Below are 22,845 nucleotides of genomic sequence, written 5' to 3' on the forward strand. Positions count from 1 at the left end.
TTAACGGCGGGAATGTGACGATTTTTTCCATTTCATAATAAAGTGAACAACAAACAAAACAAAAAAGACAGCACCAGCAATTGCCAGGTATTCTGGTTTGATTTGAATGTAAGAACTAATTAAAAAACCTGCTGACATATACAAAAGTACCCACACAGAACCGCCTAAAACAGAGAGCGCAAGAAAACCAGGGATGGAAAATCTAGCGATTCCGGCGAAATATGGATTAAACTGGCGAACGCCAGGTATAAAAAAACCGGCTAAAAGCGAGCGTGATAAATCCCAATGCATAATGGTTTTTCGAAGTCTTTTTTTGGTGACACCTAAATATTTCCCGTAGCGGTCCAAAAGCGGCTGGCCCACAATCCGGCCGAGTGTATAGCTGATTGCCATTCCGACTAATGTACCTGCTAAAAGAGAAGCAAAAGCACGAGGAAAGGAAATAGAGCCGTTTTTGGCAAGCATTCCTACATACACGTATAAGCTTTCTTCAGGCACAGGAATGCCGACGATGCCGAAAATGCCGGCCGCAAATAAAATAGCGTATCCATATTTCGCTAAATAGGTAATGACTAATGATTCCATTTAATCCCTCACTTTAAAACGAAGCAGCTTACTCTACGGTTCAGAACGATACAACGTACTCACTGTTACAAATGAAAAAGCAGCTGATTCTTTATCCGTTAAAAAAAGGCGCAATGCCTCCAGCATGACCATCGGCGCTTTTTCGTAAGCACCAAATGTATGGCCGCTGTCGTGCAAGGTAATAATGGCTCCGTTAAACCGGGCAAGCCGCAGCTTTTGGGCGAGTTTTTCAGGAGACATTTTTTTCTTCCAGTCTCCTGGAATAGAGGTCCACATAACCGTCTGCAGGGCATGTGCCTTCTGCAGGGTAAATGGATTAAAATGACCCCATGGCGGCCGGTACAGCTCCGCGCGCTTTCCGGTAATAGCTGCAAGGCAGCTGGCAGCCTCTGCAAGTTCCTGCTCCAGCCCGAGAGGTGAAAGAAGCCAGCTGGAAACATGACGGTTGTTATGAAGCCCGATCTCATGGCCTTCTTTTTCCATTCTACGAATCAAATCTGGATAAAGTTTCGCCTTTTCTCCAATAACAAAAAACGTAGCCTTTACATTATATTGTTTTAACAGGTCTAATAGAAGAGGTGTGTAAGCGGGGTTTGGCCCATCATCAAAGGTCAGGGCAATTTCTGGGCGGTCAGGCCCTTGCTTTTTCACTGCTTTTGCGCAGGACCGTGCATAAATTGTTGGCAGAACAGTCCATGAAGCAGCAAGAAGCAGTCCAGCTGTTAACAACTTTTTCATTTAAAAGCTCCATTTCACAATATCATCTTATTTTTATTATAATTGCCCTATCCAGAAAACACAAAACCCGCCTGTCGGCGGGTTTTGTGTTTTCATATAAAATTCAGTTGATTAAAAAAATCTTGTCTTTCCAAGAAGGTGGACGAGAGAGCAGAGTAACGCTTTTTAATGTCATATGCTGCACAACCGGCAACTGACATTAAGAGCAGGAGCTTATCAAGAGCATGAATACAAAAAAAACGCCTGTTGGCGTTTTTGTATTAAGCATTATAGGGTTCAATAACCGTAATGGACGGAGATTCATTCTTGGTTTCTATAGCTTTTTTCTCCGGTAAACGCTGGATTTCAACGTGACGGATTTGCTGATCTTCCATTTGTAAAACAGTAAACAAAAAACCATTGTGTTCAATTGATTCTCCCGGCTGGATATCATAGTTCTCCGTTAAAATCCAGCCGCCCAGTGTATCCACATCTTCGTCGTTCATATCGATACCAAGCAATTGAGCTGTTTCAGAAACATGCATTTTGCTGCTGGCAATGAAGTGTAAGTCCCCAATCTGCTGAATAACAGGTGGTTCGGCTACATCAAATTCATCATAAAGCTCACCAACAATTATTTCAACGATATCCTCGGCTGTTACAATCCCGGCCGTGCCGCCGTATTCATTCAGCAAGATGACCATTTGAGTCCGTTCTGCCTGCATTTTCGTCAACAGCTCGTGAACAGGAGTGGAATCAATCATGCGTGTAATAGGACGAACGAAATGTTTAATACTTTTTGAACCGACAACAGGGTCTGACACGTATTCAGCAATTACTTCCTTGAAGTTTACAAAGCCTACGATTCTGTCCTTGTCACCGTCAGCCACAGGATAGCGTGTATGCTTCGTTTCGCGGAATAACTTTACGCAGTCGCGAACGGCGTCTTCCTTATCAAAGTAGACCATTTCCGTTCGAGGAACCATGACTTCTGTGGCGGCCCGGTTATTCAATTGCGACAAGTGATTTTCATGCCCGATCCCGCTTAGTTCAGCGAGAAGAGCGGATGAACGCCCTCCCGAGGGGGGTTCTCCGGTTTCATTTGTTTCTTTGCGTTTTACATAACGAATGGCTGTAAATGACAACGCCAAAAGGATAACAGCAATAAGCCCAATCCATATGTCCAATCAGATTTCTTCTTCCGCAAGTGGCGAAAGAAGAAGTCACCTCCTATTAAATATGATGATCAAATTTGAAAAAACGGCAGTGTCCGACAAACGAGTTACTGTCAATGTCCCATTTGATCACCTTCTTTCCAACGCTCTTTTTATTAATCTTATTATAATAAGAACAGATAATTCGGTCAAACTGTTATACCTTTACAAAAGATGTGTTAAAAACCAGGAAGCAATCGTAAAATACGTGATAAGTGAGAAAATATCATTGATGGTTGTGATAAGCGGCCCGGATGCAACCGCCGGATCAATGTTTAGTTTATATAAAACGAGCGGAATCACTGTACCTGACAGGGTTCCGATGATCAGTGTTAGTAAAAGAGATGATGCTACCACAAATCCGAGAACGGCGCTGCCCTGCCAGAAAAACGCAATAAAGAAAATCAAAATACCGCACACTGCGCCGATAATCAATCCAACGCCAAATTCTCGGCCGACCAGGGAAAGAACAGTCCGCATATCGATGTCCCGCGAAGCAAGTCCGCGCACAACAACAGCCAGAGACTGCGTGCCGGTATTTCCGGTCATGCCGGAGATCATGGGCATAAAATAGGTGAGTGCTACTACTTGATTGATTGTGTTTTCAAAGCCGGAGATAATGCTGCCGGACACAAGTCCGATAAACAGAAGCAGTACAAGCCAGGGCAGACGCCTGAAAGCCGCAATGCCTGCTTTTGTATCAAAATCAATCGACTTCCCGGAAGCAGAAAGCTTTTCGATGTCTTCATTTGCTTCTTGAATGACGACATCAATAATATCATCGAATGTAACAATTCCGACCAATACACTGGCGTCATCAACAACTGGAATCGCCAGAAAGTCGTACCGTTCAATCAAGCGGGCAACTTCTTCCTGGTCCGTATATACATCAACCGATATAACCCGGCCAAACATAATATCAGCAATTTTTTCATGTGTATCGGCAAGGAGCATGTCCCGGTAAGATACAACACCAACCAGCTTTTTCTGATTATCAATTACATAAAGGTAATTAATCGTCTCCGCAAACTCAGCGAACGTTTTAAGCTTTTCTACCGCTTCCCGCACGGTGTAGGAATGTTTAATCCAAACAAACCGGTTCGTCATAAGCCGTCCGGCTGTTTCCGGCGGATAGCTCATCATATTATGAATGATGGTTGACTCTTCTTCCTTCATACCGGATAAAAACTGCTCCATATTCTCCGGGGACATATCATCAAGAAGAGATGCCAGGTCATCATTGTCCATATCATCAAGTACTTTACGGGAGCGTTCTTTTCCAACTTTTTTCAGGACGGCCATCTGCTCGTCATGTTCAAGCTCCTGAATCATATCGGTTAAAATTGGAATCGTTAAATGAAGCAAAAAGCGTGTTTGATGCTTGTTCGGAAGGTTCCGATAAATAGCCGCCATATCATAAGGGTGGAGTTCATCGATCAGCTGCTGCAAGTCCGTTTTCTTGCCTTCTTTTAAATGCTTGATAACAAGCAGGGTCAGCTGATCTTCAGTTAAGTTTGAGATCACAGGCATCCCCTCCTTTAGTGTGAAATTTGAGCTGCTTCTTCAGTATAAAGCGAAATTCTTTAAAAAGTATCATTGTTTTATGAAGTTCATGATAAATTTACATACGCAGTGAGGTGAATTTTGATAAGATAACAGTATAGCAAAAAAAGCTGTTTTCAGCTATGTACTTTGTCACGATGTGGAGGTAAGGCGATTGAAAAATCCCGGAAACATGAAAGAGCTCATTTATATACATTTACATCCGATTAACCAGTATGTGATTTCATATGGAATTGAATTCCAGGAATTTTTGAGGTCTCTTCCGGAAACGCCGCCTCATCTGCTTTTGTTGAAACATAAATTTGAAGGCAGCGACTTTAATATGCATACCCGGTTTGATTATATTGAAGCAGAAGAATTGCCCCGGCTGTTAAAAGAAGACGTCGGTGAGTATGGTGATTTCTGTTGGATTGATTTTGAGGATTCAGACGGATTAAATGAAATGGAAGGACCCGAAATTGCCGAACTTCTTTATTTGGCGCACAGTAAAGAGCATTTGCGCCGCCCTTTTTACAGTAAGCTGAATAACCGTTATGCGTACTTGTCACATGATGATGAATGGTTTAACAAAACCTATTATCGGAATATGCAGGACTTCTATGGAGTGCTGGGCAAGCTTATTTCCTTAAAGCTCGGGTTATTTCGAAGCGAGCGGGCGTTTTTTGCTTTGAAAAAAGGCTCCGCTTTTCCGCCCATTCCGACTGATATGATTGCGAGACTCAGCAGTGGCATGAAAGAAGGAATTGTTATTTCTTTATCCAAAGCGGAACAAAGCCGTTTTAAAGTGGAAGTACCCATATGGATCGTTGGAGATCACACGAGCATGGATGATGTATTTGATGACTACATGACAAGCTTTCGGACACCGCCGAACGCAAAGTTTGTATTTGACAAAAAAACACATGAATGGAGCGTTTTCTCCTGAACAAGCGGATTCTCTTTTTTTTGAGAATCCGCTTCGCTTTAGGCAAAATTACTTTCTGCCTGCAAGTGCCCAAAGCAGGGAATGAAAGAGAGTTATTTCTTTTGAGGGTTGTGCATATACATAAATTGAGTATGAAGTCGGATGGAAAGATTCTGCTTATTAAATGAAAGCATGGTAGAATAAGAGAGACCGACTTTTTTGGAGGATGACTATGAAAACAAAACTTGGATTGCTTTACGGAGGAAAATCAGCAGAACATAATGTGTCACTGCAAACAGCAAAAGCTGTTACTGCGGCAATTAATTTAAATAAATTTGATGTATACCCTATTTACATCTCAATAGACGGTACTTGGACAGAAGGAGAAAAACTCGAGGGGCCTGCCGAAACAACAGAAGCATTAAAACTAACAGGCAACGGCGGCACGGAGCATGTTTTATCCATGCTTGCACAAAATAAATATGATGTTGTGTTTCCTCTTTTGCACGGGCCAAATGGGGAAGACGGAACGGTTCAGGGTCTTTTAGAGGTATTGAACGTTCCTTATGTAGGAAATGGTGTTCTTGCTTCATCAGCAGGAATGGACAAAATTATAATGAAAAATGTGTTCGCGCAAGCCGGCTTAAAGCAAGTAGCATACACACATATGACACGAGTGAAATGGGAACAGGATAAAGAGGAAGCGTGCGGGCATATTGAAGCAGAGCTTGGCTGGCCGTGCTTTGTAAAACCGGCCAATCTTGGTTCAAGCGTTGGTATCAGTAAATGCCAAAACCAGGAACAGCTCATGACAGCGATGGAAGAAGCTTTTCAATTTGATCGGAAAGTCATTATTGAAGAAGGGGTAACCGCTCGTGAAATCGAAGTTGGTATCCTCGGCAATGACGATCCCGAATGCTCCGTAATTGGGGAAATTATACCTAAAAAGGATTTTTACGATTATAAAGCGAAATATGAAGATGGGGATACCGGATTGATTATCCCGGCGGAAATTACGGAAGCTCAGCAGCAAGAGATGAAAGAACTGGCTATTCGCGCCTACCAGTCACTTGACTGTTCTGGTCTTGTTCGAGCAGATTTCTTCTTAACTGAAAATGGTGATTTTCTTATTAATGAAGTAAATACAATGCCAGGTTTTACGCCATTCAGCATGTTTCCGCTTCTTTGGAAAGAAGCAGGCGTTGAATATCCACAGCTGATTGAAAAAATGATTCAGCTTGGCATTGAACGCCATACAGAAAAACAATCGATTAAATATACGGTTTAAAGGTGGGCGCTCATGATTGAAAAAACAGTCGAGCAAATAACAGGCATGATCAATGTCGAAAATGATGTAACAAAATGGTATAACCAGAGAATTAAAGGTGTTTCGATTGACTCCCGCAAAGTAGAAGGCGGCCGCCTATTTATTCCGTTTGCCGGAGAACATACAGATGGGCATCAGTACGTACGCCAGGCGATTGAAAGCGGGGCAGGTGCAGCACTCTGGCAAAAAGACGTGCCTGGTATGCCGGAGGATTTGCCTATACTAGTAGTAGAAGATACGCTGCTTGCCCTGCAGCAGCTGTCAAAATCCTATCGTGATTCCCTGGAAGTGAAAGTGGTAGGAATCACTGGAAGCAACGGTAAAACAACAGTCAAGGATATGACAGCTTCCGTTTTTGCAGAAAAGTATCGCGTGCAAAAAACAGAAGGCAACTACAATAATCATATCGGTCTGCCCCTGACAATGCTTTCTCTTCGGGAAGATACAGAAATTGCAATCCTGGAGATGGGAATGAGTGGCAGGGGCGAAATTGAACTTCTCTCCAGGCTCGCTTCTCCTGATGCTGCGATTATTACCAATATCGGTGAAGCGCATCTGCAGGACTTGGGCTCGCGTGAAGCCATTGCAGATGCAAAGCTGGAAATAACGGCAGGCATGACCGAAGACGGTACGCTTGTTTATTTAGGAGATGAGCCGCTCCTTTCAGAACGCGTAACAGAAGAAGCGGATTTCCAGGCGAAAACATTTGGAATGGATAAAAGCAACGATATGCACCCAACCGCTATAGAGCAAACAGAAAGAGGCAGCCGCTTTAGCATGAATCAAGCACCTGCTCTTTCGTTTGAGCTTCCTGTTCTTGGCAAGCACAATGTAACCAATGCGCTTGCTGCTATTTCGGTAGCGTCTTTGTTTGATGTGCCATTCGAAGCAGCTGCCGAGGGACTCAAAAAAGTTGAATTGACCAAAATGCGGATGGAATGGGTAGAAGGCAAAAACGGGATAAAAATTATTAATGATGCTTACAACGCCAGCCCAACCTCGGTAAAAGCAGCCGTTTCTCTTGTAGCAGATTTGCCGTCTTCATCTCCAAAAATTGTTGTCCTTGGGGATATGTTGGAACTTGGTCTTGATGAAGAATTGTTTCACTATCAGACAGGGCAGGCCATCGATGCAGAAAAAATTGATTATGTGTTCACGTATGGAGCACTTGGTCAGTTTATTGCTTCAGGTGCAAAAAGTTCATTTGGTTCCGAGCGTGTTTTTTCGTTTCAAGAAAAAGGCGAATTGGTGCAGTCACTTCAAGAAATGCTTCAGGGCGGCGAATTAATTCTTGTAAAAGCCTCGAGAGGCATGAAGCTTGAAGAAGTGGTGGAAAGTCTTTCACACTAAATAAGGCGGTGGATCATCATGAAAGGATGCTTATGCATTCACGGCTTCACTGGATCTCCATATGAAGTACAGCCGCTTGCTGATTATCTGCGCGACCATACAGACTGGAAAATCGCCGTGCCCGTTCTGCCAGGGCACGGCGAAACATTGTCATTGAAAAAAGTTTCCTGCAATGAGTGGCTTGATTGTGCAGAAGCCGCCTTGCTTGAGCTTTTAGAGGAATGTGAGACGGTGTATCTTATCGGTTTTTCCATGGGGGGACTGATCGCTGCATACCTGGCAGCCCGTTATCCTGTACGGAAGCTTGTGATGCTCAGTGCAGCAGCTAAGTATTTGAATCCATCGCAGGCAAAACAGGATATACGGGAAATGGTCCAGGATTTACGAGAGAAAAAACTCCATGAAAATGAATTGTTTTTAAGGTACCGGGAGAAGCTGTTAATGACTCCGCCGAGTGCAGCACGTCAGTTCCAAAAAGTAGTTGGGCTTGCGCGGCCGGCATTAAGAAAAATTAATATTCCGGTGTTTATTGCGCAGGGAACAGCAGATGGAATTGTACCTGTTAAAAGTGCTGCGTACATTTACCGCCGTCTTTCATCGGCTGAACGGCACCTATACTACTCACCTGACGCGAAGCATTTAATTTGCCATACAGGAAATACAGAAGAGCTTTTTAAGAAAGTCTTTACTTTTCTTTCCGAATAACGTAAAGTTATACAAATGCGCATTGAAAATTCGGACGTGAAATGATAAGATGGAAAAGACATGTTGCTCTTCGCATAAATGTAGAAGGGTATTTTTTTGTGCGGATGGCAGTTTAACATAGAAGGAGAAGAAACTATTGACAAAATTTAAAGATTTAAATTTAAGCGAAGCAACGCTGAAAGCAATTGACAAAATGGGCTTTGAAGAGGCGACGCCGATTCAGTCTGAAACGATTCCTTTAGGCTTAACTGGAAAAGACATCATCGGACAGGCACAAACAGGAACGGGTAAAACAACAGCGTTTGGTATTCCGATGGTGGAAAAAATTGACACGAAAAATGATGCTATTCAAGGATTGATCATTGCACCGACACGTGAGCTTGCGATTCAGGTTTCAGAAGAACTTTATCGAATCGGCAGCGGCAAACGTGTTCGCGTGCTGGCTGTTTATGGCGGACAGGACATTCAACGCCAAATTCGCGCGCTTAAACAGCGCCCGCATATTATCGTTGGAACACCGGGACGTATTCTTGACCATATTAACCGTCGTACATTAAAACTTGAAAATATCCAAACGCTTGTGCTTGATGAAGCGGATGAAATGTTGAACATGGGCTTTATCCAGGACATTGAATCGATCCTTTCAAATGTTCCTCCGGAGCGCCAGACACTTCTATTTTCTGCGACAATGCCGGGACCAATCCGTGCGATCGCTGAGCGCTTTATGAAAGATCCGGAAATGATCAAAGTGAAAGCGAAAGAAATGACGGTTTCAAACATTGATCAATATTACGTAAAAGTACCGCAGCGTGAAAAATTCGACGTTCTTGCCCGTTTGATGGATTCTCATTCACCAGAGCTTGCGATCATTTTTGGTCGTACAAAGCGCCGTGTTGATGAGCTGGCAAATGCGCTTAGCCTGCGCGGCTACCAGGCGGAAGGTATTCATGGTGACTTAACACAAGCGAAGCGTTTGACGGTATTAAACCGTTTTAAAGCAGGGAAAATTGATGTGCTGGTAGCAACAGATGTTGCTGCGCGTGGTCTTGATATTTCCGGCGTTACACACGTTTATAATTATGATATTCCACAGGACCCTGAAAGCTATGTTCACCGTATCGGCCGTACAGGACGTGCTGGTAAAGAAGGTATGGCAATTACGCTCGTTGACCCACGTGAAATGAGTTATCTTCGTGAAGTGGAACGTACAACGAAAAAACGCATGAATCCAATGGAAGCTCCGTCTTGGGATGATGCGCTCAGCGGCTTGCAGCAAGCGGCTGTTACAGAGCTTGAAGAAGCAATTGCTAAAAACGAATGGGCAGAATACCGTTCTTTCGCAAAGGATATGCTTGATCAGTACAGCGCAGAAGATGTTGTCGCGGCAGCATTGAAGCTAATTACAAAAGAGCCGGATCGTACACCGGTTCACATTACAAATGAAGCGGCACTACCACAAAAACGTGACAAGTTCCGCAGCAAAAACTCAGGCGGATACCGCAAGTCTGGCGGAGGTGGACGCCAGGGAGGCGGACGCTCTTACGGAAACCGTGACCGCAAAGGCGGATCAGGAAGCGGACGCCGTAAATATTCATCTAACTAATTATGAAAAAAAGCCGTTCCGGGTTCCCGGAACGGCTTTTTTTAAAAGGAAGGATGATTGTCATGATCAAAGGAATTGGCATGGATATTGTAGAAATCGACCGGATCAAGCGACTAATCGACCGGCAGCCCAAGTTTTTAGAGCGGGTGCTGACCCCTGGTGAAATGGATTCTTTTCATGAGAAAAACGGTACACGACGCTGGGAATACGCAGCAGGACGCTTTGCGGTCAAAGAAGCATTTTCAAAAGCCGCCGGAACAGGGATTGGCAGGGAGCTGTCGTTTCAGGATATTGAAGTCGGGTCGGATGAAAGAGGGAAACCGATACTAATTCGTCCATACAGTGAAGGCGTCCATGTTACGATTACCCACACCCAGCATTACGCAGCAGCAGTTGTTATCATTGAATCATAATTGTACAGGCCCCCTCATATAGTGCTAGTGAGGAAGGGGTGCGGGCATGAAAAAGTGGATCGGATTGCTGTTGATGGTGCTTCTTTTGTCTGCGTGCGGATCACCGTCACAGGAGGATGTAGTAAAGGAAATTTCAGACAAAGCAAGAAATGCCGCCGGTTATAAAGCGAAAGCCATTTTAGAAGTGCAGGCAGGAGAAGAAAAACAAACGTACAATGTGGATATTTGGAATCAGCGTCATAAAAATTACCGTGTTCATCTTTCATCAGTCACCAACAAGCATAGTCAGACCATTGTGAAAAACAAATCAGGTATTTATGTAATGACGCCATCACTTGGAAAAAGCTTTCGGTATGAAAACAATTGGCCTGAAAACAGCAGCCAGTCCTACCTGTTCGAATCTTTAGCTGCGGATATCCAGGCAGATGGGGAAGCGACTTTTAAAGAAACAAAGGATTATTACATTTTTCAGACAAAAACGCGCTATACAAATAGTCAAATGCTTCCGAAGCAGGAAATTTCCTTTCACAAAAAGAACTTTACCCCGGCACTTGTAAAAGTAATGGATACAAAGGGGAAAGTAGTCATCTCGGTTGTATTTAAAAAGATGGAGTTAAAGCCGAAGTTTGCAAAAGATGATTTTAGCGAAAAGAAAGCAGCTGCCAAAGAAACAGCGGGCGCGTCGCCTTCAGAATTTACGATTCATTACCCAACAGAGACAGTGGGGGCAGAGCTGGCAGATGAAACTCAAATCGATAATCGTGTTATTTTAACCTATGAGGGCAGTAAGCCGTTCACACTGATTGAACAGCCTGCTGTCGGCAGTGAGGAAGGGATTGCTCGTGCTTCCGGTGATTTGGCTGACATGGGCTTTGCTGCCGGAGAAGCAGAAGATGGCTCGCTTCATTGGGTTTACAATGGCGTAGAATTTATGCTGGCATCCGAAAAATTGTCCGAGGGCGAAATGGCACGCATTGCCGCTTCTATTACGCCAGAATCAGTAAAATAAGTAACAGCGGTGCAGTTTACCGCTGCTTTTTTTTTGTTTAAAATAAGAAATGCGTAAGGATCCCGTTTAGCGCTGTATGGTCTGGAGCACTCCGAGGAAGATAAAGGAAACAAGAAGAGCGTCAGCGAATCGATGTTGACTTATCGCGAGGAGGAGGGCGAAGAACAGAAAGCGGTGGGATACTGAAGCTGGACAATAAGAAATGTGTAAGGATCCCGTTTAGCGCTGTATCGCCTGGCGCTTTCTAATTGGGACAAGAAAAATCCAAGGCTAAAAATAAAGAGGCTTTCCTCAACATCTGTGCTGCTTTTATTCTACAAGGTTTAATGAATTACAAGGATCACGGTGAGAATACGGGAAGCTAGACGGCATCGCATAAGAGTACGTATAGGTAACAGCTGGAGAAAATAAGAAAGCAAAACAACAAACTAGGAAGTGACATTAATGGAATTCTACCGCGACACCTGGGCAGAAATTAATTTAGATGCAATAAAATGGAATGTTGAAAAAACATTAGAACAGCTTGATTCTTCTGTGTTTCTTTATGCAGTTGTAAAAGCGAATGCATATGGGCATGGCGATGTACAAATTGCCCGGGCAGCTATTCGAGCCGGTGCAAAAGGACTGGCAGTCGCTTTTTTAGATGAAGCGTTGAAGCTCAGAGCAGCAGGAATTAAAGTGCCGATTCTCGTGTTAGGGGCAAGCCGTCCAGAAGACGCTCACTTGGCAGCAGCAGGGCGGATTTCGCTGACTGTTCATAATGAGGAGTGGCTGGAAAGAGCTGCTGTTCATAAAGGACAGCTATTGAATATACATATAAAGTGCGATACAGGAATGGGCCGGATTGGCTTTAAAACGGAGGCAGAGCTTTTACAGGCAGTTAGCCGAATCGAAAAATCAGATCGGTTGTTTTTAGAAGGAATTTTCACCCACTTCGCAACGGCTGATGAAGAAGAAACAAGTTACATGGAAGAGCAGCTCGCGCGCTTTCATCAGCTTTTAACTGTATTAACGGAGAAGCCGCCTTATATTCATTGCTCGAACAGTGCGGCTACACTTCGGTTTAAAGCAGCAGGTTTTAATGCAGTCCGTCTTGGGATTGCGATGTATGGCTTAACGCCTTCAACTGAAATATCCCCCTTGCTGCCATTCCCCCTTAAACCAGCTTTTGCATTGAAGTCAAAGCTCGTGCATGTAAAAAAACTTGAACCGGGCGAAAAAGTAAGCTATGGAGCCACATATGAAGCGTCTGGTCATGAATGGATCGGTACACTTCCAATTGGCTATGCAGACGGCTGGATACGTAAATTAAGTGGGCAGGATGTGTTAATCGACGGTCTGCGGATGCCGATTGTAGGCAGAATTTGTATGGATCAATGTATGGTGCGTCTTCCAAAGGAATATAAAACTGGAACATTGGTAACACTCATTGGACAGCAGCAAAATGAAAAAATTTCAATGGAAGAAATTGCTGCAAAAAGAGAAACCATTAATTACGAAATTCCATGTGTGATTACCACCCGTGTACCAAGAGTGTATATGGAAAACGGAAAAAAAGTATCTGTAGCCAATTCACTGTTGTAATAGATCTCACTGTCAAAGGTCCTGTTGTGTAACATTTTTTGAAAATGCCCTTCCAAACCCTTTCAGTGAATGGTATGATAAGTGGGACAGTAATAAGCAAAGAGATGTGTGCAGTGATTGGTGGAGGTGTAGTTCTTGTCTGAATCCGGTACGACAACAGATGTGTTAGTAAACTTGCCAAAGCAGTTTGTAAATGAACTTGACTGTTTTGCGGAACAGGAAGAAATTAGCCGCAGTGAATTCATTTACCGCGCAACAAAAATGTATTTACGCGAGCGAAAAAAACGTCATATTCAAGAATCGATGCGGCGTGGTTATATGGAAATGGCCAAAATCAACCTTGCTATTGCATCAGAAGCGATGCAGGCCGAATTTGAGGCAGGAAACACAGTCGAACGTTTAGTAAGTGGAGGATAAACCGTGTGATCGTAAAACGTGGTGACGTATATTTTGCAGACCTGTCCCCTGTTGTCGGCTCCGAACAAGGCGGCGTCCGGCCTGTTCTTGTCGTTCAAAACGACATCGGGAATCGGTTCAGTCCCACTATTATCGTCGCAGCCATTACAGCTCAGATCCAAAAAGCCAAACTGCCGACGCATGTGGAAATTAATGCGGAGCGGTATGGATTTGAAAGAGACTCCGTTATTTTACTCGAACAGATTCGAACCATCGACAAACAGCGGCTTACAGATAAGATCACGCAGCTTGACGACGGAATGATGGAGAAAGTGGACGATGCTTTGCAAATCAGTTTGGGTCTTATACAATTTTAATGAAGCACCTCTCGTTTAAACGGAGGTGCTTTTTTCTTTAAACCATAATTTTTCACGGCTGTCAGATGATACGGCTTTTTAATTATCCCAATAACCTTTATAATAAAAATAATGAACGTTTTTGACGAAAACCGCAGATTTGGAGCGGAACGATGATTGGAGAGAACTGAATGAGGAAAAAGATTTTTCAATACGTACAATCTCATAACGATGACATATTAAATGAGTGGATTGAATTAATGCGTGTGGAAGCAGATGAACGTGCTGTTCAAGCTATGTCGGACCACATGTTTGTGAAAACAAGCTCAGAATTTATCCAACTCGTTATGTCGAACTTTTCAGATTCGGAAGAAAAATTTCAAGAACGTGCTGTCGATTTCTCAGAAAAAATTGTTCGTCTTGGATGGCCTTTGGCCATGATTACGGACGGACTTCGTGTTTTTAGCAAGATTGTTGAAAAGGGCATGAAGGAATCAGGTGAAATCACTCTCGAGGATTATATCGAATTTACAACGGAGATAAATAGCTGGATTTTCCCGATGTATAAAACAATCACGGAAGCGTATACCACGTCATGGGAACGAACTGTTTCTCTTCAAAAAATAGCCCTTCAGGAACTATCTGCCCCGCTGATTCCGGTTTTTGAAAAAATTTCTGTCATGCCGCTTGTTGGCACAATTGATACAGAACGGGCGAAACAAATTATGGAAAATCTGCTTGAAGGGGTCGTCAGTCATCGAGCGGAAGTAGTGCTGATTGATATTACCGGTGTGCCGGTTGTAGATACAATGGTAGCCCATCATATTATTCAAGCGGCGGAAGCTGTCCGTCTTGTAGGCGCAAAGTGCACAATTGTCGGCATCCGTCCAGAAATTGCCCAAACGATTGTTAATCTAGGCATTAACCTGGAGGATGTTACAACAACAAGCACAATGAAAAAAGGCGTAGAGCAGGCACTTGCGGCCACGTCAAGACAAATTGTGGAGGTACAAGAATGAATATGAGAATCCCGATTTTAAAGCTGCATGATTGTTTACTCATTTCGATCCAATGGGAGCTAGATGACCAGACAGCTTTGCAATTTCAAGAAGACCTTCTTCATAAAATTCATGAAACGAGTGCCAGAGGAGTTGTCATTGATTTCACATCCATCGATTTCATTGATTCATTCATTGCAAAAGTGCTAGGCGATGTAATCAGTATGTCCAAGCTAATGGGCGCTAAAGTAGTGATCACAGGCATTCAGCCCGCTGTTGCGATTACATTGATTGAACTTGGTATTCGCCTAGAGGAAGTGATGACCGCACTGGATCTCGAAAAAGGTTTGGAGAAACTTCAACGGGAACTGGGGGACTGACATGATGGACTCTAGTGTGAAAATTATAAATGAATGGGATATCGTAGCGGCGAGACAGCTCGGCCGAAATGTAGCGAAAGAGCTTGGTTTCGGTACCGTTGATCAGGCTCGTATAACGACTGCGATCAGTGAACTGGCCCGTAACATCTACTTGTATGCAGGTCAGGGAGAAATAACAATAGAAAAAGTAGAGAATGGAGCAAAAAAAGGAATGACCATTGTTTCTCGTGATGAAGGACCGGGTATCCCGGATCTTCGAAAAGTCATGGAGGACGGTTTTTCAACTTCGGGTGGACTTGGAGCTGGACTTCCGGGTGTAAAAAGGCTGATGGATGAGTTTTCAATTGAATCTACACCAGGAGAAGGTACGCTTATTCAGTCGGTGAAGTGGCTCCGTTAGGAGGACAAGGATGAATTTCAGAGATACGATGCTCGATGAATACAAAGAAATATTAAAGACGTATATTAATGACCAAACTGAACAGGCTTTATACATGAGCCAAAAATTCAGCCGAAAGTCAATCGAGTATAAAATATCGCCGGAAGAAATGATCAGTCTTCATAAAACATCCATTATGGAGCTGGAGCCGGAACTTTCGGAATCACTTCTTTTGTCACTCGATATTTTACTTGAAGTAATGATGAGCTATGGCTTAGCGTATCGTGAACATCAAAGTCTGCGCACGATCCAGCGAGAACTGATCAATGAGATTGAAGTGGCCGCGAGCATGCAGCAGACACTTCTTGGCACGCAGATTCCCCGCATTCCTTCTATGGACATCGGGGCAATCAGTGTGCCAGCCAAGCAAATGAGCGGGGATTATTATCATTTTGTGTCGCACGAAAATGGCGCCATTAGTGTCGCCATTGCTGATATTATTGGCAAAGGAATCCCGGCGGCCCTCTGTATGTCAATGATTAAGTATTCAATGGACAGTATGCCGGAAGACAGCCAGGCTCCAGGTGACGTGCTTGAGCGGCTGAATCGTGTGGTAGAACAAAATGTGGACCCAACAATGTTTATTACGATGTTCAGCGGCTTGTATAATCCGGAAACACATATTTTTTCTTATTCCTCTGCCGGCCATGAACCAGGCTTTTTTTATCATGCAGATACAGGAGTATTTGATGAGATGCAGGCAAAAGGGCTGCTTCTCGGTGTAGACAAGAAAACAAAATATAAAGAGTACGAACAGAAAGTAGAAGTTGGTGACATTATTCTGCTTATGTCAGACGGCGTAACAGAATGTCGGACCGAAGAAGGTTTTTTAGAGGTAGACACGCTAATTGGGTATATTAAAAAATACATACATCTTGATGCGCAGGATATTGCGGACAAAGTGTACAAGGAGCTGGAATATTTACAGGATTTTCAGCTTCGTGATGATTTTACGCTTATTATTTTGAAAAGAACGTCTTAATAGGGTTTAGTCTTTATGTACTGCGGGTATAAACAGGATATTGAGTATTGAAGCGATTAATATGTTAAAGGTGGTTTATCCCAGATGAATATTTCAATTGACGTACAAGAACAAGAACAACAAACAACGATTACACTTGCAGGTGAAATTGATGCCTACACGGCACCTAAATTGCGTGAAACGGCATTTCCTTATACAGAAAAAAAAGAAGCCAACCTTGTCGTTGACTTGTCTGGCGTAACCTATATGGATAGTACAGGCCTAGGCGTTTTCGTCGGCCTTTTCAAAAGCTTAAATGCGAATGACGGAACCATGCAGTTAGTGGGTTTATCTGATCGCTTAAAGCGTCTCTTCGATATTACAGGCCTTGCGGACATCATGAACATTAATTCTGGATCAGAAGGTGGCGTGTAAGAATGACGTATGCTGATTATGTAGAAATGAAGATCCCGGCTAAGCCAGAATTTGTTGGTATTACAAGACTAACGCTTTCTGGTATTGCCAGTCGGATGGGTTTTTCCTACGATACCATTGAAGATTTAAAAATTGCTACAAGCGAAGCAATTACAAATGCCGTTCAGCATGCTTATAAGGGTGAAGAAGGGGAAGTGCTGATTGGCTTTCGCCTTTATGAGGACCATTTAGAAGTAGTTGTTTCGGATAGTGGAAACAGCTTTAACTTTAAGGAAACAAAAGAGGCACTAGGGCCCTATACAGAAAAGTCAGTTGAATTCCTTCGTGAAGGAGGGCTGGGGCTTTATTTGATCGAAACACTGATGGATGAAGTGAAAGTACACCAAAATGAAGGGATTACTTTGTTTATGACAAAGTATCTCGAAGGAGAGCAGGTGGAGAGGGATGCAGAAACCATCTCGACCTAACCAAGCTGCAAAGCTTCAAGCGATCGAATGGATCAAAGCCTTTCAGGAAAATGGAGACCGGGATGCCCAGGATAAGCTTGTAAAACATTATCATGGCTTGGTGGAGTCCATTGCCAGAAAGTATTCAAAAGGACGCTCTCACCACGAAGATATTGTACAGGTAGGCATGATGGGTTTGTTAGGCGCAATTCGTCGATATGACGACTCTTTTGGCAAAAGCTTTGAAGCCTTTGCTATCCCTACTATCGTAGGAGAAATTAAACGGTTTTTACGCGATAAAACATGGAGTGTCCATGTGCCAAGACGTATAAAAGAATTAGGACCTAAAATCAAGTCGGCAAACGAAGAATTAACTACTTCTCTCCAACGATCGCCTCGTGTTGATGAAATTGCCCATTATCTCGATATCTCGGAAGAAGAAGTATTAGAAGCGATGGAAATGGGAAAAAGCTATCAGGCTTTGTCAGTAGATCATTCAATTGAAGCTGATTCAGACGGAAGTACTGTAACGCTTTTGGATATTGTGGGTAATCGTGAGCAAGGGTATGAGCGAGTCGACCAGCGTCTCGTACTTGAAAAAGTTTTGTATGTTTTATCCGACCGTGAAAAACAAATTATACAATTTACGTATCTAGAAAATTTAAGCCAGAAAGATGCAGGGGACAAGCTAGGTATTTCCCAAATGCATGTTTCCAGGCTGCAAAGAAGGGCTATTAAAAAGTTGAAAGAAGCGATTCATGCTGAGGCCTATTCAACGGAGCACCTTTCTTAATGAAGAAAGTACAAACTGAACAGTTAGAACTCATAGCAGGTACACATTCGAAGGGCGGCAATTCTTTTTGCGGAGACACATATTATTTTGCGCAAGATGGAGATTCGTTTGTTTGTCTGCTTGCAGATGGCCTTGGAAGCGGCCGCTACGCCTATGAATCATCACAAGCTGCAGCAGAAATTGTGGAGCGGGATTGGCAGGCAGAATCGGTCGAGGGAATGATGAATTTAATCAATATGGCTATGTTTCAAAAGCGTGGAGCAGCGGTTGCGTTGTTTAAAATTGATTTTAAGCAGCGCAAATTTGAATATACATGTGTTGGTAATATACGCTTTTACTTATATGCAAAAGATGGAAAACTCACATATCCTCTACCTGTCACCGGTTATTTGTCTGGTCGGCCGCAACGATATAGAATGGAACATTTTACGTATGAACCCGGAAGTAAATTTCTTATTCATTCGGATGGAGTAAATTTACTCAATACGAAGGAACTTATGCGTTATCGGAGTGCAGACCAGATCGCAGCGGAACTGGATACGGTAGCCATAAAATCAAATGACGATGCAACCTTTTTAATTGGAAGCCTGCTGTAAATCAGCGGGTTTTTTCTTTTTTTGCTACAATATGAGTATTCAAGAAAGAAGCGGAGGCAAAGGTATGGAGGATCAGTTAATTAAAGCAACTGCGGCAGATGCAAACAGCAGTATAAAGCAGGTAAAAGCTGTTATTCAGTTAACAGAAGAGGGGAATACAATTCCATTTATTGCTCGTTATCGAAAAGAAATGACAGGATCACTTGATGAAGTAGAAATCCGAAAAATCTTAGAGCAATATACATATCGAAAAAATCTTGAGCAGCGGAAAGAAGAGGTTGTCCGTTCGATTACTGAACAGCAAAAAATGACTCCTGAGATCACAGCAGCCATTGAGACAGCAGCAACATTGCAGGCTGTAGAAGACATTTACCGTCCGTTTAAGCAAAAAAAGCGTACGAAAGCGTCCGTTGCAAAAGAAAAAGGTTTAGAGCCTTTAGTTAAGTGGCTTTTATCCTGTCCTAAGGACGCACAAATCGATGAGGAAGCTCAACAATATATAAATGAACAAGTAGAAAACATAGAAGCTGCTCTTCACGGCGCAGCGGATATCATTGCTGAGACTATTGCAGACGATGCTGCTGTTCGTCAGCGAATCCGACTCGATATGATGAAATATGGAAAAATAAAAACGAACTTAAAAGGTGAAGATGAAAAAGAAGTCTTTAAAATGTATTATGACTATGAGGAGCCAATCAATAAAATGGCTCCCCATCGTACGCTTGCCGTTAATCGTGGTGAAAATGAAGGGGTATTAAAAGTAGCGGTTTCTTTTGATGAAGAGCGTGTGATCCGTTATTTAACAAAGAAATTTATTCAAAATGAACAAAGCTCTGCAGCCCCGATTTTATTAGATGCGGCTCGGGATGCGTACAAGCGTCTTATTCGCCCCTCTGTAGAAAGAGAAGTGCGGAATGAACTAACAGAAGCGGCAGAAGAACGGGCTATCCATATTTTCTCGGAGAACTTAAAAAACCTTCTGCTTCAGCCACCGTTAAAAGGAAAAGTGGTTCTGGCAGTCGATCCAGCATACCGAACAGGATGCAAGATGGCGGTTGTAGATGAAACCGGGAAAGTTCTGGCGATTAAAGTGATGTATCCGCACACAGGAGAAGGAAAAAGAAAAGAAGCGAAGAAACTATTTAAACAGCTTGCAGATGAGTTTGAGGCAGACATTATTGCCATTGGGAACGGAACGGCTTCAAGAGAAACAGAACAATTTGTAGTAGAAATGCTGCCAGATCTCGAAAAAAAAGCCGCTTATATTATTGTGAATGAAGCGGGGGCCAGTGTATACTCCGCTTCTGACATTGCGCGTGAAGAATTTCCGCAGCTACAGGTAGAAGAGAGGAGTGCCGTATCGATTGGCCGCCGTATTCAAGACCCGCTGGCGGAGCTTGTGAAAATTGACCCTCAATCAATAGGAGTAGGCCAATATCAGCATGATGTATCCCAAAAAAAATTGTCAGGCTCTCTCGCCTTCGTTGTAGAAACCGCTGTAAACCGCGTTGGAGTGGATGTAAATACGGCTTCACCGTCACTTCTTGAACATGTAGCCGGATTAAATAAAACGGTAGCTAAAAATATTGTCCAGTTTCGTGAGGAAAATGGTAAATTTAAGAAGCGTTCCGTTATTAAAAAAGTGCCAAGGCTTGGCGGGAAAACCTTTGAACAGTGTATAGGCTTTTTGCGTATTACAGATGGAGAGGAGCCGCTTGACCGGACACCTATTCATCCGGAAAGCTACAAAGAAACAACCGCTTTGCTGAAATCACTTGGATTTAAAACGACAGATATCGGTTCAGAAGAGCTGGCATCCGCTCTTCACTCTATTAAGATAGAGAAAATGGCTGAGGAGCTTGGCATTGGCGAGCTGACACTAAAAGATATTATTGATTCCCTTCAAAAGCCAGGGCGCGACCCGCGTGACGAAATGCCGGCGCCGCTTTTAAAAACAGATGTCCTGAAAATGGAGGATCTTCAAAAAGGTATGGAGCTTCAGGGGACCGTTCGAAATGTAACAGACTTTGGCGCATTTGTAGATATCGGCGTAAAGCAGGACGGACTTGTTCATATTTCAAAATTAAAAAAAGGATTCGTGAAAAATCCTTTCGATGTTGTGTCTGTTGGTGATATTGTGACCGTTTGGGTGGATGCCGTAGAAGCTGGAAAAGGGAGAATTTCATTGACAATGGTTAAAGATGAGTTTAAATGAAACCGAATGATGAAATGATTCAAAAGTTGACAGAAGAATTGTCACATCGATTTTTTCATCGACCCTTTCTGCATCGTGCATACATTAACAAGCGACTTCGGACGACAGGAGGCCGCTATCTGCTTGGATCTCATAACATTGAAGTAAATGAAAAATATATTGAAGCATTTGGTGAGGAAGAGCTTATTGGGATTTTAAAGCATGAGCTGTGTCATTATCATCTCCATTTACAAGGAAAAGGCTACAAGCATAGCGATCAGGATTTTAAACAGTTATTGAAAACAACGGGTTCGCCACGTCATTGCCGGCCGCTTCCAGAACAGGGAGAAGTACTAAAGCAAAAAAAGGCGTTTTTTTACAAATGCTCAGCATGTAGACTGAAATATAAAAGAAAACGGCGTATAAATACTTCAAAATATGTATGTGGTGCATGTCGGGGAGTTTTAAAAGAAATTATAGAATAAACGTATTGACAATTGCTGCTCCAATTGATATTTTAATTGAGCAGCTTTTTTTTATAATCAGTTCAAAAGAAAAATATAAAAAATATAAAAAAGTATTGACTATAAGTAGATGAATTGGTTATAATACTAAGTGTCGATAAGATGATGTTCATTATTCCGCAGTAGCTCAGTGGTAGAGCAATCGGCTGTTAACCGATCGGTCGCAAGTTCGAGTCTTGCCTGCGGAGCCATAGGGGGAAGTACTCAAGAGGCTGAAGAGGCGCCCCTGCTAAGGGTGTAGGTCGGGTAACCGGCGCGAGGGTTCAAATCCCTCCTTCTCCGCCAGATTATTATTTTTTAAGGCCCCTTGGTCAAGCGGTTAAGACACCGCCCTTTCACGGCGGTAACACGGGTTCGAATCCCGTAGGGGTCATCGTCGGGAAGCCGGCTTCACCGGTTTCCCTTCTTTATGCCATTTTATATACTGGTCCGGTAGTTCAGTTGGTTAGAATGCCTGCCTGTCACGCAGGAGGTCGCGGGTTCGAGTCCCGTCCGGACCGCCATTTTTAAAATAATGTTGGGCTATAGCCAAGCGGTAAGGCAACGGACTTTGACTCCGTCACGCGAAGGTTCGAATCCTTCTAGCCCAGCCATTTTTCGAGCCATTAGCTCAGTCGGTAGAGCATCTGACTTTTAATCAGAGGGTCGAAGGTTCGAGTCCTTCATGGCTCACCATTTCTTTAGAACATTTCTTTGAAAAAAATGTTGACAAAAGAGTTCAAGACGTGTAAAATATTTTCTTGTTGGTAAGCGACAATTTGGTGCACGGAACGCTATTATGCGGTCGTGGCGGAATGGCAGACGCGCTAGGTTGAGGGCCTAGTGGGGGCAACCCCGTGGAGGTTCAAGTCCTCTCGGCCGCACCAAATATATAAGCGCCCGTAGCTCAATTGGATAGAGTACTTGACTACGAATCAAGCGGTTAGAGGTTCGAGTCCTCTCGGGCGCGCCATTTATTTAACGGGAAGTAGCTCAGCTTGGTAGAGCACTTGGTTTGGGACCAAGGGGTCGCAGGTTCGAATCCTGTCTTCCCGATCTTCATTTTATGCGGGTGTAGTTTAATGGTAAAACCTCAGCCTTCCAAGCTGATGTCGTGGGTTCGATTCCCATCACCCGCTCCAAACTAATTGAACATTGAAAACTGAACAAAATCAATAAAAACGTCAACGTTTTAATTTTTATCTTCTATTAAAAACACCCCGTGTTTTAATGGAAACAAATGAGCAAGTCAAACACTTTTTGGAGAGTTTGATCCTGGCTCAGGACGAACGCTGGCGGCGTGCCTAATACATGCAAGTCGAGCGGACTTGACGGAGCTTGCTCTGTTCAAGTTAGCGGCGGACGGGTGAGTAA

24 protein-coding genes, 10 tRNA genes and 1 rRNA gene are annotated in these 22,845 nt (G+C 43.3%); 31 read left to right on the forward strand and 4 right to left on the reverse strand.

Annotation, left to right across the window (positions count from 1 at the left end; translation table 11 throughout):
• The 4 genes from VP97_RS12170 to mgtE form a co-directional block, all read right to left on the reverse strand.
• A complete protein-coding gene (locus VP97_RS12170) occupies positions 1-585 on the reverse strand; it encodes a DedA family protein (protein WP_050182165.1) in 585 nt (194 codons plus the stop codon).
• A gap of 33 nt (positions 586-618) precedes the next feature.
• A complete protein-coding gene (locus VP97_RS12175) occupies positions 619-1,323 on the reverse strand; it encodes a polysaccharide deacetylase family protein (protein ID WP_050182166.1) in 705 nt (234 codons plus the stop codon).
• A 260-nt stretch (positions 1,324-1,583) separates the two neighbouring features.
• On the reverse strand, positions 1,584-2,489 hold the full coding sequence (locus VP97_RS12185; RefSeq protein WP_050182168.1) for a hemolysin family protein: 906 nt from the start codon (positions 2,487-2,489) through the stop codon (positions 1,584-1,586).
• A 192-nt stretch (positions 2,490-2,681) separates the two neighbouring features.
• Positions 2,682-4,040, reverse strand: a complete 1,359-nt coding sequence (mgtE, locus tag VP97_RS12190; protein WP_156153486.1) for a magnesium transporter — start codon at positions 4,038-4,040, stop codon at positions 2,682-2,684.
• Between the two features lie 193 nt (positions 4,041-4,233).
• On the opposite strand from mgtE, the gene VP97_RS12195 reads away from it, so the two are divergent.
• The 31 genes from VP97_RS12195 to VP97_RS12345 all read left to right on the forward strand — a co-directional run.
• Positions 4,234-5,004, forward strand: coding sequence for a hypothetical protein (locus VP97_RS12195; protein ID WP_050182170.1), 771 nt, complete (start codon positions 4,234-4,236; stop codon positions 5,002-5,004).
• Between the two features lie 211 nt (positions 5,005-5,215).
• A complete protein-coding gene (locus VP97_RS12200; RefSeq protein WP_050182171.1) occupies positions 5,216-6,271 on the forward strand; it encodes a D-alanine--D-alanine ligase in 1,056 nt (351 codons plus the stop codon).
• Between the two features lie 12 nt (positions 6,272-6,283).
• Positions 6,284-7,660: a UDP-N-acetylmuramoyl-tripeptide--D-alanyl-D-alanine ligase gene (locus VP97_RS12205; RefSeq protein ID WP_050182172.1), complete on the forward strand. Its 1,377-nt coding sequence runs from the start codon at positions 6,284-6,286 to the stop codon at positions 7,658-7,660.
• 18 nt (positions 7,661-7,678) lie between these two features.
• Positions 7,679-8,365, forward strand: a complete 687-nt coding sequence (locus VP97_RS12210) for an alpha/beta hydrolase (protein ID WP_050182173.1) — start codon at positions 7,679-7,681, stop codon at positions 8,363-8,365.
• 136 nt (positions 8,366-8,501) lie between these two features.
• Positions 8,502-9,968: a degradosome RNA helicase CshA gene (cshA, locus tag VP97_RS12215; RefSeq protein ID WP_050182174.1), complete on the forward strand. Its 1,467-nt coding sequence runs from the start codon at positions 8,502-8,504 to the stop codon at positions 9,966-9,968.
• A gap of 62 nt (positions 9,969-10,030) precedes the next feature.
• Positions 10,031-10,381 carry a holo-ACP synthase gene (acpS, locus tag VP97_RS12220; RefSeq protein ID WP_050182189.1) on the forward strand — a complete coding sequence of 117 codons (351 nt, stop codon included), beginning with the start codon at positions 10,031-10,033 and terminating at the stop codon, positions 10,379-10,381.
• 46 nt (positions 10,382-10,427) lie between these two features.
• A complete protein-coding gene (locus VP97_RS12225) occupies positions 10,428-11,390 on the forward strand; it encodes a LolA family protein (RefSeq protein ID WP_050182175.1) in 963 nt (320 codons plus the stop codon).
• A 444-nt stretch (positions 11,391-11,834) separates the two neighbouring features.
• Entirely contained in the window at positions 11,835-12,974 is a 1,140-nt protein-coding gene (alr, locus tag VP97_RS12230) for an alanine racemase (RefSeq protein WP_050182176.1), read from the forward strand.
• 135 nt (positions 12,975-13,109) lie between these two features.
• Positions 13,110-13,391 carry a CopG family ribbon-helix-helix protein gene (locus VP97_RS12235; protein ID WP_050182177.1) on the forward strand — a complete coding sequence of 94 codons (282 nt, stop codon included), beginning with the start codon at positions 13,110-13,112 and terminating at the stop codon, positions 13,389-13,391.
• A gap of 5 nt (positions 13,392-13,396) precedes the next feature.
• The gene (locus VP97_RS12240; protein WP_018395451.1) at positions 13,397-13,747 is read left to right on the forward strand and encodes a type II toxin-antitoxin system PemK/MazF family toxin; all 351 of its coding nucleotides are present in this window, start codon (positions 13,397-13,399) and stop codon (positions 13,745-13,747) included.
• Positions 13,748-13,917: 170 nt separating this feature from the next.
• Complete coding sequence (locus VP97_RS12245) at positions 13,918-14,745, forward strand: STAS domain-containing protein (RefSeq protein WP_050182178.1); 828 nt, start codon at positions 13,918-13,920, stop codon at positions 14,743-14,745.
• Complete coding sequence (locus VP97_RS12250) at positions 14,742-15,104, forward strand: STAS domain-containing protein (RefSeq protein ID WP_172645569.1); 363 nt, start codon at positions 14,742-14,744, stop codon at positions 15,102-15,104. The genes VP97_RS12245 and VP97_RS12250 overlap by 4 nt, the downstream gene beginning before the upstream one ends.
• 1 nt (position 15,105) lies before the next feature.
• Positions 15,106-15,504 carry an anti-sigma regulatory factor gene (locus tag VP97_RS12255; protein ID WP_050182179.1) on the forward strand — a complete coding sequence of 133 codons (399 nt, stop codon included), beginning with the start codon at positions 15,106-15,108 and terminating at the stop codon, positions 15,502-15,504.
• Between the two features lie 10 nt (positions 15,505-15,514).
• Positions 15,515-16,525 (forward strand): SpoIIE family protein phosphatase, encoded by a 1,011-nt coding sequence (locus VP97_RS12260; RefSeq protein ID WP_050182180.1) that lies wholly within the window; start codon positions 15,515-15,517, stop codon positions 16,523-16,525.
• A gap of 84 nt (positions 16,526-16,609) precedes the next feature.
• The gene (locus VP97_RS12265; RefSeq protein WP_050182181.1) at positions 16,610-16,939 is read left to right on the forward strand and encodes an anti-sigma factor antagonist; all 330 of its coding nucleotides are present in this window, start codon (positions 16,610-16,612) and stop codon (positions 16,937-16,939) included.
• A 2-nt stretch (positions 16,940-16,941) separates the two neighbouring features.
• Positions 16,942-17,406: an anti-sigma B factor RsbW gene (rsbW, locus tag VP97_RS12270; RefSeq protein WP_050182182.1), complete on the forward strand. Its 465-nt coding sequence runs from the start codon at positions 16,942-16,944 to the stop codon at positions 17,404-17,406.
• Entirely contained in the window at positions 17,384-18,178 is a 795-nt protein-coding gene (sigB, locus tag VP97_RS12275) for an RNA polymerase sigma factor SigB (protein WP_050182183.1), read from the forward strand. Before rsbW ends, sigB begins: the two co-directional genes overlap by 23 nt.
• The gene (locus VP97_RS12280; protein ID WP_050182184.1) at positions 18,178-18,774 is read left to right on the forward strand and encodes a PP2C family serine/threonine-protein phosphatase; all 597 of its coding nucleotides are present in this window, start codon (positions 18,178-18,180) and stop codon (positions 18,772-18,774) included. Before sigB ends, VP97_RS12280 begins: the two co-directional genes overlap by 1 nt.
• Before the next feature lie 64 nt (positions 18,775-18,838).
• The gene (locus VP97_RS12285) at positions 18,839-20,989 is read left to right on the forward strand and encodes a Tex family protein (protein WP_050182185.1); all 2,151 of its coding nucleotides are present in this window, start codon (positions 18,839-18,841) and stop codon (positions 20,987-20,989) included.
• Positions 20,986-21,453, forward strand: coding sequence for a SprT family protein (locus VP97_RS12290; protein WP_050182186.1), 468 nt, complete (start codon positions 20,986-20,988; stop codon positions 21,451-21,453). The genes VP97_RS12285 and VP97_RS12290 overlap by 4 nt, the downstream gene beginning before the upstream one ends.
• A gap of 155 nt (positions 21,454-21,608) precedes the next feature.
• A tRNA-Asn gene (locus VP97_RS12295) sits at positions 21,609-21,683 on the forward strand.
• Between the two features lie 3 nt (positions 21,684-21,686).
• Positions 21,687-21,777: transfer RNA gene (locus tag VP97_RS12300), tRNA-Ser, on the forward strand.
• 16 nt (positions 21,778-21,793) lie between these two features.
• A tRNA-Glu gene (locus VP97_RS12305) sits at positions 21,794-21,865 on the forward strand.
• A 53-nt stretch (positions 21,866-21,918) separates the two neighbouring features.
• Positions 21,919-21,995 (forward strand) — tRNA-Asp (locus VP97_RS12310).
• A gap of 15 nt (positions 21,996-22,010) precedes the next feature.
• Positions 22,011-22,085: transfer RNA gene (locus VP97_RS12315), tRNA-Gln, on the forward strand.
• Positions 22,086-22,091: 6 nt separating this feature from the next.
• Positions 22,092-22,167, forward strand: a tRNA-Lys gene (locus VP97_RS12320).
• 105 nt (positions 22,168-22,272) lie between these two features.
• Positions 22,273-22,358 (forward strand) — tRNA-Leu (locus VP97_RS12325).
• Between the two features lie 9 nt (positions 22,359-22,367).
• A tRNA-Arg gene (locus tag VP97_RS12330) sits at positions 22,368-22,444 on the forward strand.
• A gap of 9 nt (positions 22,445-22,453) precedes the next feature.
• A tRNA-Pro gene (locus VP97_RS12335) sits at positions 22,454-22,527 on the forward strand.
• Positions 22,528-22,539: 12 nt separating this feature from the next.
• A tRNA-Gly gene (locus VP97_RS12340) sits at positions 22,540-22,613 on the forward strand.
• Positions 22,614-22,728: 115 nt separating this feature from the next.
• A 16S ribosomal RNA gene (locus VP97_RS12345) occupies positions 22,729-22,845 on the forward strand; the annotation flags it as partial.

Source organism: Domibacillus robiginosus, from assembly GCF_000966195.1.
Lineage (GTDB): Bacteria > Bacillota > Bacilli > Bacillales > Domibacillaceae > Domibacillus > Domibacillus robiginosus.

Coding starts and splice junctions, on each gene's coding strand:
- VP97_RS12170 (WP_050182165.1), bottom strand. CDS start 585: ATGGAATCATTAGTCATTACCTATTTAGCGAAATATGGATACGCTATT.
- VP97_RS12175 (WP_050182166.1), bottom strand. CDS start 1,323: ATGAAAAAGTTGTTAACAGCTGGACTGCTTCTTGCTGCTTCATGGACT.
- VP97_RS12200 (WP_050182171.1), top strand. CDS start 5,216: ATGAAAACAAAACTTGGATTGCTTTACGGAGGAAAATCAGCAGAACAT.
- VP97_RS12205 (WP_050182172.1), top strand. CDS start 6,284: ATGATTGAAAAAACAGTCGAGCAAATAACAGGCATGATCAATGTCGAA.
- VP97_RS12210 (WP_050182173.1), top strand. CDS start 7,679: ATGAAAGGATGCTTATGCATTCACGGCTTCACTGGATCTCCATATGAA.
- acpS (WP_050182189.1), top strand. CDS start 10,031: ATGATCAAAGGAATTGGCATGGATATTGTAGAAATCGACCGGATCAAG.
- VP97_RS12225 (WP_050182175.1), top strand. CDS start 10,428: ATGAAAAAGTGGATCGGATTGCTGTTGATGGTGCTTCTTTTGTCTGCG.
- alr (WP_050182176.1), top strand. CDS start 11,835: ATGGAATTCTACCGCGACACCTGGGCAGAAATTAATTTAGATGCAATA.
- VP97_RS12245 (WP_050182178.1), top strand. CDS start 13,918: ATGAGGAAAAAGATTTTTCAATACGTACAATCTCATAACGATGACATA.
- VP97_RS12250 (WP_172645569.1), top strand. CDS start 14,742: ATGAATATGAGAATCCCGATTTTAAAGCTGCATGATTGTTTACTCATT.
- VP97_RS12255 (WP_050182179.1), top strand. CDS start 15,106: ATGATGGACTCTAGTGTGAAAATTATAAATGAATGGGATATCGTAGCG.
- VP97_RS12260 (WP_050182180.1), top strand. CDS start 15,515: ATGAATTTCAGAGATACGATGCTCGATGAATACAAAGAAATATTAAAG.
- VP97_RS12265 (WP_050182181.1), top strand. CDS start 16,610: ATGAATATTTCAATTGACGTACAAGAACAAGAACAACAAACAACGATT.
- rsbW (WP_050182182.1), top strand. CDS start 16,942: ATGACGTATGCTGATTATGTAGAAATGAAGATCCCGGCTAAGCCAGAA.
- sigB (WP_050182183.1), top strand. CDS start 17,384: ATGCAGAAACCATCTCGACCTAACCAAGCTGCAAAGCTTCAAGCGATC.
- VP97_RS12280 (WP_050182184.1), top strand. CDS start 18,178: ATGAAGAAAGTACAAACTGAACAGTTAGAACTCATAGCAGGTACACAT.
- VP97_RS12285 (WP_050182185.1), top strand. CDS start 18,839: ATGGAGGATCAGTTAATTAAAGCAACTGCGGCAGATGCAAACAGCAGT.
- VP97_RS12290 (WP_050182186.1), top strand. CDS start 20,986: ATGAAACCGAATGATGAAATGATTCAAAAGTTGACAGAAGAATTGTCA.